Origin of the sequence: Streptomyces sp. NPDC059861, assembly GCF_042731435.1 — a bacterium.
Classification (GTDB): Bacteria; Actinomycetota; Actinomycetes; order Streptomycetales; family Streptomycetaceae; genus Streptomyces.
Window position 1 is genome coordinate 1 of the sequence record NZ_JBHWJQ010000018.1, and the last position, 12,213, is coordinate 12,213.

Consider the following 12,213-nt stretch of genomic DNA (forward strand, 5'->3'; position numbering starts at 1 on the left):
TCATCTCCCTCATCGCCGTCATCAACGCCTACAACCGCATCAACGTCATCAACCAGCAGCCCGCCGGCAGCTACCAGCCCGGCCAGTTCGGCTGAGCACACCGTCCGTCTCCCCGTCACCCCGACCTCCTGCCGGGGAGACGGACCCCGAAGTGCCCGCACTTCCGCCCTCGGGCCGGAGCCCGGCTTCGCCCCGAGGGCGACCGCACCCACGGCCAGGCTCGGGCTCAGGCGATACCGTATCGAATGAAACGTGGCTGGTAATGTGCACTCATGGCCGCCGACGCCCCTGAAAAATCCACCACCTCGCGTGCGACCGACCGCCCGGGGGACGCTTCGCCCTTCGCGCTCGGCCTGCTGCTGCGCCGGGCGCATTGGCGCGCGGCCGCGGTGATGACGGAGGCACTTCGGCCGCTCGGCATCGAGCTGCGGCATTTCGCCGTGCTGATCGTGCTGGTGGAGCAGGGGCCGACGATGCAGCGGGACCTGGCCGTCGCCACGGGTTCGGACAAGGCGGGCGTCATGCGGGTCGTGGACGACCTGGAGCGCAGGGGGCTCGCCGAGCGCAAGGCCGTTCCGGGGGACCGCCGGGCGCGGGCGGTGGAGATCACGCCTCAGGGGGTCGAACTCTTCGACGCGGCCCACGTGGCGGCGGGACCCCTGGCCGAGCGCCTGGTCGCCGAACTGAGCCCCGGAGAGCCCGAGCAACTGGCGGATCTGCTGACCCGCTTCGCCTATCCCTCGGACGAAGCGTCTGGAGCGCAGGCGCGCCCCGGCGGTTGACGGTGAGGACGCCGGCCTCGCCCGCGCCGAGTTCACCCCGGCCCCTTCGCCGCGACAGGCCTGCGAGGCGGGCCCATGACGGCGCCGTGTGACGACCTGAACCGAGAGTCGTCACACGGCGCCTTGTCCCATGGGGTCAGCCCGCGAGCCGTTCCGCGAGCGCCTTGGCCTTGGCCGCCGCGTCCTCGAATGCACGCCGGCGGGAGGCCTCGTAGAGGGGGACCAGTTCGGCCATGGCCGGGTTGCGCGGGGCCATGGTGAGTTCCGGGACGATGAAGTCGGGCTCCAGGCCGAGGCTGCCCTTGAGCACGGCCTCCAGGTAGTTCCGCACGTATTCGAAGTCCTCGCGAGGGGTGCCCGGCGCGTAGGAGCCGCCGCGGCTGGCGACGACGGTGACCGGGGTGCCCTCGGCGGAAGGCGCCTCGCCGACGGTGCGGCCGGGCAGGATCACGTTGTCCAGCCACGCCTTGAGGGTCGACGGGATCGTGAAGTTGTACATGGGGGCGCCGATCAGGATGGCGTCCGCCCGCTCCAGCTCCTCGATGAGTGTCTCGCGCGGGGCGAACGCCGCGGACTGCTCCGGGGTGCGCTCCGCCGGGGCGGCGAAGGCGGCGGTGTGGGCGTCGATGCCGATGTGCGGGACCGGGTCGACGGCGAGGTCGCGGTAGATCACCAAGCCGTCGGGGTGCTGCTCCTCCCAGGCCTTGCGGAAAACGTCCGTGACCGCGCGGGACGCGGACAGCCCGCCGGGAAACAGGGACGAGTCGATGTGCAGCAGCGTGACCATGGGCTTCCTCCGAAAAGCGACGCCCGAGGCGGGGACCAAGGGCTGGGGATTGTGCTGGATCATAGTTACGGACGAGATTGTCTCGAGTGATACTATCGTGAATGCAACCAACGCGAATGCAACCAACGTGGGGGGCGAGCACATGGGAGGTGGACGATGTTCGATGTCTATGAGGCGGTCACCAGCCGACGGGCGGTGCGGGCATTCACCGACCGGCATGTCCCCACGGAGGTACTGGAGCGCGTTCTCTCCGGTGCGGCATGGGCACCCTCCGCTTCGAACCTCCAGCCGTGGCACACCTACGTACTCACCGGCGGGGCGCTGACCGAGCTCAAGAAGCGCACCGGCAGGCGGCTGACGGCGTGCGACCCCTGGGACGAGCCGGAGTACCAGCAGTACCCGCCGGCGCTGAAGTCCCCGTACCGCGAGCGCCGGGCCGCCTTCGGCGAGCAGCGCTACGGCGCACTCGGCATCGCGCGCGAGGACCTGGAGGCCCGCCAGAGGGCCGCGGCCGCGAACTGGAACTGTTTCGGCGCACCCGCCGCCCTGTTCTGCTACGTCGATCGCGACATGGGCCCGGCCCAGTGGTCCGACGTCGGCATGTATTTGCAGACCGTCATGCTGCTGCTGCGCGCCGAGGGACTGCACAGCTGCACGCAGATGGCGTGGGCGAAGTACCACGAGACCGTCGCGGAGGTCCTGGGACCGCCGGACGAGCTCCTCCTCTTCTGCGGCATGTCGATCGGCTTCGCGGACCTCAGGGCGACCGAGCCCCGTACGGGCCGGGCGCCGCTCGACGAGACGGTCACGTTCGTCGACACAGCGGACGCCGCACCCGCACCGCGCCTGCCGCAGGGGCCGACAGCGACCTGCGCCACCTCAAGGCCTCCCCGGCCACGAAGCAGCACCACGGCTCCCGCCAAGCGGCCTGCGCCTCGCCCGCGCGGAGTGCGCGGCGTCGTCGCGCGCCTCGGCGACGGCCTCACCAGGCGCGTCGGGCGCCTCGCCTCCCAGATCGGGGTGCCGCCCGGCTGAGAACCGGTCCCGATCCGTGCCGTGGTGAGAGAGGTTGATCATGAGAAATGCCTGTGGCCGGGTACCGGCCACATGGGCGCGTCCGGGTTTCAGCAGCGGGGACGCGACCAGGGGACGTGGCCACGATAAGCGCCGCACCCCGAACGGCGGCCAGGGGACGCGTCCCCTGCCGTCGAGCCCGGGGCCCGAAGGCCCCCTGCCGGCCGGCCTGTCCACCCTTCCCCGGCCCGTAGCCGTGGTGGTGGGCGCGGGCGGCGTGCTCGGAGCGGCGCATGCCGGTGTCGGGTACGCCTTGGAGGAACGCGGATTCACCCCGGACATGATCATTGGAACGTCCGTGGGAGCCCTCACCGGAGCCATCGCGGCGGCCCACCCCACCGGCGCCGCACCGTGGCTCGACGGCGTGTGGACCCAGCTGCGACGCCGTGAGGTGTATCCGCTCGGCTACCTGCCCTCCCGCACCAGCCTCTTCACCGACCGCGGTCTGCGCCGGCTCATCGCCAGGTCCGGGCTGCCCTCCCGGATCGAGGACCTGGCGGTCCCGTTCACCGCGGTGGCCATGGACCTCGCCACCGGCGCTCCGGTGTCGCTCGACCACGGGGACCTCGAGTCCGCACTGCTGGCCAGCACGGCGATCCCCGGGATGCTGCCCCCGGTGGACCGAGAGGGCCGCACCCTCGTCGACGGCGGCGTGATCGCCTACGTTCCGGTCCTTGCGGCCCTGCGGGCCGGGGCGGCCAGCGTGGTGGTGCTGACGACCGGGCCGGGGAGCTCGGCGCTGCACCTGCCCGTCCCGAACCGGCGGGCCCGCGCGATCGCCGCGAGGGCCGGGCTCCTGCTGATACAGCATCAGATCGAGCGTGACCTCGACGCCGTGTCCCGGCACATCCCGACCGTCGTACTGCCGACCGGCATCGAGGCCTGGCCCTCCCCGTGGGACTTCGGCCAGTCGCAGCGGCTGATCAGCACCGCGCACCGCACGGCGGGACAGTTCCTCGACGGGCTGCGCATCAACGGGCCCGGCCTGTACCGGACCGAGGAACCTCCGGCGGCGTCTGCCGATCCGGGCGAGGCATCGACCCATTCCCTCTCGCGGAGCGCTCTTTGAGTACCATCGCCTTCCTCAACATCGCCATGCACGGGCACGTCAACCCGACGCTGCCGCTCGTGGCCGAGCTCGTACGACGTGGCCACTCCGTCACGTACCACACCTCCCCCTCGTTCCGTGAGGAGGTCGCTGCCGCCGGCGCGACGGTGTGTCTCTACCCCGGTGCTCAGCAGCCGCTCCCCGATCCGCCGACCCCGCTCACCCTGATCGAGGCGCTGACGGGCGCGGCCGTCCGCATGGTGCCCACGGTGATCGACGACCTGCGACGGATACGGCCCGACCTGATCGTGCACGACAGCACCTGTCCGTGGGGCGCCGTCGCCGCTCGCGCACTCGGGGTCCCGGCGGTGTCGTCGTTCACGACGTTCGCGTACAACAGGCAGGTGCCCAGCCCCACCCGCGGCTCGTGGGACCTGCTGGTCGCGGCGGCGGCCCGCCCCGGCAGCCTCAGGAACCATCTGCGCTCACGCCTGCGACTGCGCCATGACTTCGACACGACGGGGCTGCCCTGGTTCGACATGGGAAACATCCGCCAGCCGCTCAACCTCGTGTACACGGCACGGGACTTCCAGCCCTCCGCCGACAGGTTCGACGAGAGCTACCGGTTCGTCGGTCCGAGCATCGGCGCCCGCACGACGGTTTCGTCGTTCTCGGTCGACCGGCTGCACGACCCCGTCCTGTACGCCTCCCTGGGCACCGTGTTCGACTCCGACCCGCGCCTGCTGCGCAGCTTCGCCACGGCGCTCGCGCCCCTGGGCGGCACCGTCGTCGTGTCGACCGGGCAGACCGATCCCGACGCGCTGGGCCCCTTGCCGGCCAATGTGCTCGCCCGCCGCTTCGTCCCGCAACCGGAGGTGCTCTCCCGTGCCTCGATGTTCGTCACCCATGGCGGGATGAACAGCGTCAACGAGGCCATCTACGCCGGGGTTCCGATGCTGGTCGTGCCGCTGGGCGCCGACCAGCCGATCGTGGCCCGGCGCGTCGTGGAGGTCGGCGCCGGCCTGTCGATCCGCCCCCAGGACGTCACCAAGGGCTCCGTACGGGCCCTCGCCCGGCGGCTGCTCCGCGACAGCCGGTTCCGCGAGGCCGCCTCCACCCTGCAGGACGCCCTGCACGCGGCGGGCGGCTACCGGCGCGCCGCCGACGAGCTCGAACAGTACGTGCGCGCGGCCGGGTCGTCCGGTCGGCCGGCGTCCGGCGAACAGTCGCGGCGAGGCTGAGCCATGTCACTTGCCGTCGTCCTCCTGCTGCTGTTCGCCGGGGTGTCGGAGGCCGCCGGGCGCATCCTGCCCCTGGTGGTGCGCCGGCCCGGCATGCCGCGGACTCTGGTGGCCTCGTTGCTGCTCGCCGGTGGCCTCGTCGAGAGTGCGGTGTTCGCGCTGTGGCCGCTGACCGCGTGGAATCTGGCCGAACTGGTGGTGTCCTCCCCACCGCCTGGTGACGGGCTGGTGTGGACACCGGGCGTGGCCGCCCCGCTGATGCTCTCCGCCGTGCTCGCGTTCCCCTGGCTCGGGCCCGTGCTCCACCTGTTGCTCTTCATCGGGGTCGGGGCCGGTCTGGCCGAGCCTCTCGCCACGGCGACCGGGCTGGGGTGGTGGACCGCCGTGGGTTGCGTGGCCGTCGCCGGGGTGGGGCTCGGTCTCGCCGTGGAGGCCGTTCGACGTCTGGTAGTGAATCTCAGCACCGCCGGATCGCGGGAGTCGCTCGCATGAACAGTTTCCTGCTCTGGGTCTTCACGATCGGGCCTGCCCTCCTCGCCGAAGCCCTGCTGGCCCGCTACGAGGTGATGGCCTACGGCGCCGGCTGGCGTGCCCCCGTCACCGCGCTGCCCCAGGGCGTGCCCTACGCCCGGGGCGCGGAGCCGGACACTCCCCCGGATGCCTACCTGGTCTACCTCGACGGCATCGGCAAGCGGCGCGTCCGCGACAGCCGGGACGGCGGCCAGCTGGTCAAGGCCCTGCTCACCGGGGCCCCGGAACTGCGGGTGCTGGGCCAGGTGCAGCCGTACTCGCCGTTGGCCGACCCGCTCGCCGACCGGCCGGTGTGGGCCTGGTTGCAGCGTCGCGTCGGACTGCTGCTGTTCCTGCACAACGTCATGCAGATCTTCGTCGCCGCCGACCGCCGGTACCGCCCGTTGTACAACCGGGCCGTCGGCTCCCAGATCGCCACCCAGCTCCGGCTCGCCGGCTACGAATCCGACAGCGGGATCCCCGTGGTGCTGCTCAGCTACAGCGGCGGCGCGCAGGTCGCCACCGGCGCTGTCGCCCAATTGCACGCGCAGCTGCGCTCCCCGCTCCTGCTGATCATGCTCGGTGGGTTCCACAACGGCGCCAACGACCTCACCCATGCCGAGCACCTCTATCGGCTGACCAGTGCCGGCGACCGCATCGAGCGGCTCGGCACCTGGATCTTCCCCCAGCGCTGGCCGCTGTTCCGGGCCAGCGGCTGGAACCGGGCCGCGCGCGCCGGAAAGATCACCGAGTACCGGCTCGACCCGGCCACTCACGTCGGGCCGCTCAGCTACATCAGCCCGTCGGCGCAGTCGCCCGACGGCCGCAGCCACCTTGCCCGCACGGCGGAGACGGTGATCGCGCTCATCCGTGCCCACCGCAGGACGACGGTGGCGACGGACCGCCCCTAGCCGGGGCCTCGTGCGCAGGGCGAATCGCAGGGTCGCCCTGCGCACGACGGCCGTCCTGGCCTCCGTCACCCGCCGCTCCCCCAGCTCCCGACCCCGGCCGACCCGCGATGAAGGCACGTGCAGCGGAGGCGGACGCCGCGCACCCGGCCCGGCCGGTGACCACGGCGCTCGCTGTAGCTGACGCTCCCGCACACCGCTGACAACCAACCACCACGGAGAGGACCTCCGTGATGTCCGCACCGCGGCCCAGCACCACCCCCCCCAGGCCGCAGCGGCAACGGCGACCCGTCAGCGCAGGGGGCGCGGGTGCGCAGAGTGTCGTGGGCCGTGGGAGCCCGGTCGGCGGACCCGGAGCAGCCCACGTCGCGGGGGCGGGACTCTGCTCGCCGATCAGTTCCTGCGGGGCGCCGCGGCGAGTTCGCCCACCGCGGTGAGCCAGTGGTCGCCGAGGCGGCCGATGCCCGTGAGGCCGTCATCGTGTACGACCGTGAGCCGTGCGTTGTCCTGATACGTCGTGAGGGCGGTGTAGCAGCGCAGCCCGCCGGCCAGGGCGATGAACATGGCGGCGTGCGTCGCCCGTTGACCCTGGTGGGTGAACCGGGGCCCGACTTCCATGGTGGACGCCAGGGCAGGAACCGCCTCGGCGTCGGCCAGGCGCAGGGCCGCCCGCATCCCGACTGCCGAAGGCAGGGTGCCCAGCATGAGCCGGGCGGCGTGGCGATGGTGGCTGCGCCGGAGATGTTCCGTCTGGGAGATGACGTGCTCGAGTGCCTGGCGAGAATCGCCGTGTGCGCAGGGCAAGGTCACCCGCGCGGTCACCAGTGCGTTGCCGACGGCCAGTTCCTGGCCCGGCGCTCGCACCGACAGGGGCATCGAGATCGGCATCGGGGGGTGTGTCCGGCCGGTGCGTTCCTCGTGCCAGCGCCGGACGGCCTGCGAAAGGGCGGCCAGATAGACGTCGTTGACGGTACCGCCGTGCACGCGGCGCGCTGCGTGAAGGTGGTCGAGGGCGATGTCGGCGTGCAACATGCTCTGTGTCTCGGCGGGATCGGCCGCGAAGGCCGGGGGTACCTCCGGGGAGCGCAGGGCACGGAGGGCTTGTCCTGTCACCGAGGTGAAGCCGCGCCAACCAGGGATCACCGCGGGATGCATCCGTGGCTGCCAGCCAGGACGATCGTCCAGCAGAGCACGGGTGATGCAGACGGCGGCGGCGCCGTCCCTGAGCGCGTGGTCGGAGCGGAAGCACAGCGAGTGGCCCTGCGCCCTGGGGATCAGCCACAGGTCCCACGGCGGTCGGCTCGACGTCAGCGGAGTGCTGATCATCATGCGGTCGGCCGCCCGGGCCCCGCCGTTCGGGCTGTCGTGCTCCTCTCGCGGAAGGTCGAGCTGGTGCACGTGCTCGTCCACCGCGAGCTCGCCGACCGCCCTCAGCCCCTTCTCGTCGCTGTCGACCCGGTAGTGAAGGGAGGCGATGTCCGCGACGCGCCCCGCGACCCGGGCTCGCACGCTGGACAGCGTGGGGGCGGGACCGTCGAAGTCCAGCATGATGCCCATGGGCAGCGGACCGGCGGCGGCCGCGCGGAAGGCCCGGTCAACTGCCCCCAACCTCTTGGGTGGACGGGGTGAGGTCGAGGTGGGCTGGTGCATGGCGGACCTCTCGGAGCGTGGCTGGCGGATCATCTCGCGGACAGCGTGGCAGGAGTGTCCGCCGGGCGGGAAATTCACCGGCTGGACGGGAGGAGCACGAGCGCGGGGTCGTGCAGCAGGGCGCTCTCCGCGTTTTCAGCGCCGCCGACTTGGTTGCGCTCCGGTTCGTCCGCCGGCCGACCGCGGGCGGCCGCGAGGCGCGGTGCCCGCCGCGACGCCGACGGGCGGGGCCGCCGGCTGCGGTCCCGCCCGTGTGGGTGCTGTTCGGTGACGTCAGCGCAGGCCGAAGGCCCGGTTGATCGTCTGTGAGACGGTGCTGTCGGCGCTGTCCCGGGCGGTGACCCGGAGGCTGGCGAAGGCCGCGGTCCTGGGGGCCTCGAGGCTCGTGCGCCATCCGTCACCGTGACGGTCCAGGTCGGACCGGTGCCAGGTCGTCCCGTCGTCGTAGGAGACCTCGACCGAGAGCTTCCCGACGGTGGCCGTCGTGCCCGGCAGATGCGAGGCCGTCACCGTCAGCTCGGCGCGCCGGTCCGCCCGTCCGGCCTTGTCGGTGTCCACGTCGTAGTCGAGCTGGATCAGCGGCAGGGCTTCGGCCGACTCGGTGCCGCTGACCGCGGAGGTGAACTTCCACTCGGTCGACGTGTGTGTCGAGTACGGGTGTTCCCAGGCGCCGCGGTCGTTGTCGACCACCAGCCGGTAGGGCAGGCGCTCCGGGGCGAGTTCGGGAGTCGTGAGGCGCTCGGCGTTGCCCCAGTCGAGCTCGCGGTCACCCTGGTGCAGCGACACCCGGTTGACCGCGTCGTAGTTGCCGTAGGCGTCTCCGACGTGGCCGGCGCCGGAGTCGCCCCAGCCCGGCGCGGGGATGTACATGGTGTCGAGGTAGCGCACCGGCTGGGAGCCGCGCGCGCTCATCCGGGGCCGCTGGATGGGCCCGAACCAGTTGACCTCATCGCTCTTCCGGGGCGCGTAGCGCAGGATGTCGATCGACTCCTGGCCGGTCTCCCCGACGACGATGGCCGCCTCCACCCAGTCGGCGCCGGCGGTGACCCAGTCGGTCCGCTCACCCTGGGCGGGCGTCATGAGCTGGTTTCCGGCCGTCCAGCCCTCCCAGAGGTCGTAGCGGAACTCGTTGGCCTTGGCGGGCCGGGGGTTGCGGAAGGAGACGTCCACCCGGGCCAGTTCGTGCGGCTGCACACGCCAGGTCGGGTCCGCCGGGACCGCGCCGGTCCAGTGGTGCACCACGTCGTAGAGGTAGTCGGTGGTGGGATGCGAGGTCACCTTCAGCGCGACCGGGCCGCGCCGCAGCCGGTCGATCAGGTCGGTGCCCTGGTCGGCGTCGAGTGTCGCCACCGTCAGCGGGGCCGGGCTCGCCGGGCCGTGGGGGTGCTCGTCCCAGGGCTGCAGCCGGCCGATGCCGTCGTTGACGACCAGGAGGAGCCGCGCGCCCGCCGCGGCGGCGGCCTCCGCCTGCTCCCGGATCTCAACGGTGTCGCCGCGCCGCACCACGACGGCCTTGCCGCGCACGTCGTGCCGGGCCAGTGCCCCGGCCGTCCCCTCGTCGGCGAAGACCGCCTTCAGTGTCCTGGTGCCGGCCGGGAGCGGCTGGGCCGCGCGCTTGACCAGCGGGTCGTCGTAGGTCCGCGTCCCGGTGCCCACGGTCAGCGCCGGCTGCTCCAGGCGGAAGCGGGCACCGAAGTCGAAGGCGCCGTCGGTGACCTTCCTGCCGGTCGGCAGCGCCCAGATGCTGTCGTAGGACGGGTTGGGCAGCATGGAGGTCGCGAACAGGCTGTCGCTGAAGGACCGTTGGACGTCCAGCCGGGGTGCGACGGCAGTGGTCTGCTGCGGTGCGCGCGCGAGGATCTGGCGGGCCTTGCGGCCGTCCAGGGTGACCGTGCGGTCCTGGTCGAGCAGCACGTCGTTGAAGGCGAGCAGCGCCATCCCCAGCGAGTGGGTTCCCTCCGCTCCCTGTACGTCGGCGATCAGCCATCCGTTGTAGCTGCCCTCGGGCAGCCGGGCGGTGCCGGTGCCGGACGCGTCGAGATCCAGGACCTCGAAGCGGCCCTCGGAGAGGAGGTAGACCCGGCCGGTCAGCGGCTTGCCCGAACGGTCCTTGGCGACCAGGGTCAGATTCTGTCGCCGTCCCTCCCTGGCACCACCGATCAGGGTGCGGGCCCGGACCTCACCGGCACCGTCCGTGGCGGTGATCATGCCGCTGAGGGGCTGGTCGGCCGGCAGCCGTGCCAGGTCCGCGGTGAGGGAGACCGAGGTGGTGCCGTGGGCGGGCACCGTGATCCGGCCCTCGGAGAGGGCGAACAGCCCCGCCGGGGCGGTGGCGGCGTCGATCGCGAGGTCCAGGCTCACCGGGGTGTCGCCGACGTTGGTGTACGTCACCTTCTGGACGTCGGTCTCTCCCGGCTTCGCGGGCCAGGTGTGGAAGCCGGAGTAGGCGCTGACGGTCGCGAAGACCGAGGCACGCACCGCCGCCGCGGCGTCGAGCCGGCCGGCACCCGCCTGGTACGGCGTGTACGCCGGGGTGGCTTCGGCGCTGCTGACCAGTGCCTCCTTCAGGCGCGCGCCGGTCCAGTCCGGGTGCGCGGCGGCCAGCAGCGCGGCGGCACCGGCGACGTGCGGTGTCGCCATCGACGTGCCGCTCATCGTGGTGTAGAAGCCCGTGCCGCCCCGCCGGTAGTGGGTGCGCGCCGCCAGGATGTCGACGCCGGGCGCGGTGATCTCGGGCTTGAGGCCGGCGTCGCCGTCACGCGGGCCCTGGCTGGAGAACTCGGCGAGCCGGTCCGCGGAGTCGACGGCGCCCACGGTCAGCGCGGAGTCCGCGGCGCCGGGACTGGTGACGGACTTCGGGCCGCCGTTGCCCGCGGCGACGACGAACAGCGCGCCCGTCTCGCGGCTGAGCCGGTCGACGGCCTCGCTCATCGGGTCGGTGTGGTCTCCGCCGCCGCCCAGGCTCATGTTGACGATCTTGGCCTGCTGGTCCCGGGCGGCCCATTCCATGCCCGCGATGATCCAGGACTCCTGGCCCCGGCCCTCGTTGTCGAGAACCTTGCCGATGCCCAGGCGGGCGCCGGGGGCGACGCCCCGCTCCTTGCCTTCGGAGGCGCTGCCGGTGCCGGCGATCGTCGAGGCGACGTGCGTGCCGTGACCGTGGTAGTCGGTGACGTCCGCCTCGTAGGGGACGAAGTTGGCGCCGGCGTCGATCCGTTCGGCGAGGTCGGGGTGTTCGGGGTCCACGCCGGTGTCGAGGACCGCGACCTTCACGTCCTTGCCGGTGTTGCCCTTCTCCCAGACCTGCGGCGCGCCGATCTGCGCGGTCGACTCCGACAGGTCGGCCTGCACCCTGCCGTCGAGCCACACCTTGGCGATGCCGTTCGTGAAGGCGGGCTTCGCGCCACGGGCCGTCGCGGAGCCCTTGTCGCCGGTGAGCGCGGACCAGAACGCCGTGGCCTTCTCGCGGTTCTGGGCGAGGGAGGCGCCCTGCATGCTGTTCAGCCGGCGGACGACCGTCGCGCCCGCCACCGTCGGCCGGGTCCGGGACCTGGCCGCGGCGTCGGTGTAGCGAACGATGAGCGGCAGCCGTTCGGCGTGCGCGTCGTCGTAGCCGTCGGCTATCAGCTGCGTCACGTTGAACAGCCGCTTGTCGAGCTTTCCGGCGCTGACGTAGGGCAGGACGGAGTCGGGGTAGACGTACGTCGCGCCGTCGAGGACGGCCCGGTGGTAGCTGCTGGTGGTTCCGTCGGCGCCTTCGAAGGACCGGATGACGGTGCCGTCGGCGGCGGTGCCGATGGTGACCTTGTCACCTGTGATCAGCGTGACGGTGTGTGTGCTGCCGTTGCCGGGTGACCGTTGTGCGGTACCGGCGGGCGGCACGGCACCGGCCGGGTGACCGGGTACGGCGGTGGCGGCCGGTACGGCCCCGAGTACCAGGGCTGTGACCGCGCCGAGCGCGATCAGCCCGGGTCTGGGGATGGGAACCATGCGCAAGGGGACTCCTCGGACTCTTGTGAAGAGTGGAAGACCCTGATCGTCCGGTCGCCCCCGGCCGTGCTCAAGAGTCGGGTGGCGTCGCGGTTGTGCCATGGCGCAGTTGCGACGCGGGGTATATCCAGTGACATCCGGCGAGTTGGGGGCACACAGAGGGCGTACTTCTCGAGTGATCGACCGATGGCCGTCGAGCGGAGCGGGCCGAAGAGACAGGAGG

General features: G+C 72.2%; 8 protein-coding genes and 2 pseudogenes. 7 read left to right on the top strand and 3 right to left on the bottom strand.

Annotated elements, in window-relative coordinates:
- Both ACFV6X_RS17665 and ACFV6X_RS17670 read left to right on the top strand, forming a co-directional pair.
- Positions 1 to 95 (top strand): annotated as a pseudogene (locus tag ACFV6X_RS17665) (carboxymuconolactone decarboxylase family protein); the annotation flags it as partial.
- Between the two features lie 177 nt (positions 96 to 272).
- Entirely contained in the window at positions 273 to 782 is a 510-nt protein-coding gene (locus ACFV6X_RS17670) for a MarR family winged helix-turn-helix transcriptional regulator (protein WP_385384167.1), read from the top strand.
- A gap of 136 nt (positions 783 to 918) precedes the next feature.
- Here the strand turns inward: ACFV6X_RS17670 and ACFV6X_RS17675 are convergent, their stop codons facing one another.
- Positions 919 to 1,569, bottom strand: coding sequence for an FMN-dependent NADH-azoreductase (locus tag ACFV6X_RS17675; protein WP_385384170.1), 651 nt, complete (start codon positions 1,567 to 1,569; stop codon positions 919 to 921).
- 156 nt (positions 1,570 to 1,725) lie between these two features.
- Here ACFV6X_RS17675 and ACFV6X_RS17680 point away from each other — a divergent pair.
- The 5 genes and pseudogenes from ACFV6X_RS17680 to ACFV6X_RS17700 all read left to right on the top strand — a co-directional run.
- Positions 1,726 to 2,388 (top strand): annotated as a pseudogene (locus ACFV6X_RS17680) (nitroreductase); the annotation flags it as partial.
- 457 nt (positions 2,389 to 2,845) lie between these two features.
- On the top strand, positions 2,846 to 3,712 hold the full coding sequence (locus ACFV6X_RS17685) for a patatin-like phospholipase family protein (RefSeq protein WP_385384482.1): 867 nt from the start codon (positions 2,846 to 2,848) through the stop codon (positions 3,710 to 3,712).
- Entirely contained in the window at positions 3,709 to 4,932 is a 1,224-nt protein-coding gene (locus tag ACFV6X_RS17690; RefSeq protein WP_385384173.1) for a macrolide family glycosyltransferase, read from the top strand. The genes ACFV6X_RS17685 and ACFV6X_RS17690 overlap by 4 nt, the downstream gene beginning before the upstream one ends.
- Before the next feature lie 3 nt (positions 4,933 to 4,935).
- Positions 4,936 to 5,424 (top strand): hypothetical protein, encoded by a 489-nt coding sequence (locus ACFV6X_RS17695; RefSeq protein ID WP_385384176.1) that lies wholly within the window; start codon positions 4,936 to 4,938, stop codon positions 5,422 to 5,424.
- A complete protein-coding gene (locus tag ACFV6X_RS17700; protein WP_385384179.1) occupies positions 5,421 to 6,353 on the top strand; it encodes a hypothetical protein in 933 nt (310 codons plus the stop codon). The genes ACFV6X_RS17695 and ACFV6X_RS17700 overlap by 4 nt, the downstream gene beginning before the upstream one ends.
- A gap of 390 nt (positions 6,354 to 6,743) precedes the next feature.
- Here ACFV6X_RS17700 and ACFV6X_RS17705 read toward each other — a convergent pair whose 3' ends face one another.
- Together ACFV6X_RS17705 and ACFV6X_RS17710 are read right to left on the bottom strand one after the other, a co-directional pair.
- The gene (locus ACFV6X_RS17705; protein WP_385384182.1) at positions 6,744 to 7,958 is read right to left on the bottom strand and encodes a wax ester/triacylglycerol synthase domain-containing protein; all 1,215 of its coding nucleotides are present in this window, start codon (positions 7,956 to 7,958) and stop codon (positions 6,744 to 6,746) included.
- 315 nt (positions 7,959 to 8,273) lie between these two features.
- On the bottom strand, positions 8,274 to 11,990 hold the full coding sequence (locus ACFV6X_RS17710; RefSeq protein ID WP_385384184.1) for a S8 family serine peptidase: 3,717 nt from the start codon (positions 11,988 to 11,990) through the stop codon (positions 8,274 to 8,276).
- Between the last annotated feature and the right edge of the window lie 223 nt (positions 11,991 to 12,213).

What these genes read in the sequence shown, in the direction of transcription:
- ACFV6X_RS17710 (WP_385384184.1), bottom strand. Translation starts at nt 11,990, where the DNA reads ATGGTTCCCATCCCCAGACCCGGGCTGATCGCGCTCGGCGCGGTCACA.
- ACFV6X_RS17670 (WP_385384167.1), top strand. Translation starts at nt 273, where the DNA reads ATGGCCGCCGACGCCCCTGAAAAATCCACCACCTCGCGTGCGACCGAC.
- ACFV6X_RS17675 (WP_385384170.1), bottom strand. Translation starts at nt 1,569, where the DNA reads ATGGTCACGCTGCTGCACATCGACTCGTCCCTGTTTCCCGGCGGGCTG.
- ACFV6X_RS17700 (WP_385384179.1), top strand. Translation starts at nt 5,421, where the DNA reads ATGAACAGTTTCCTGCTCTGGGTCTTCACGATCGGGCCTGCCCTCCTC.
- ACFV6X_RS17695 (WP_385384176.1), top strand. Translation starts at nt 4,936, where the DNA reads ATGTCACTTGCCGTCGTCCTCCTGCTGCTGTTCGCCGGGGTGTCGGAG.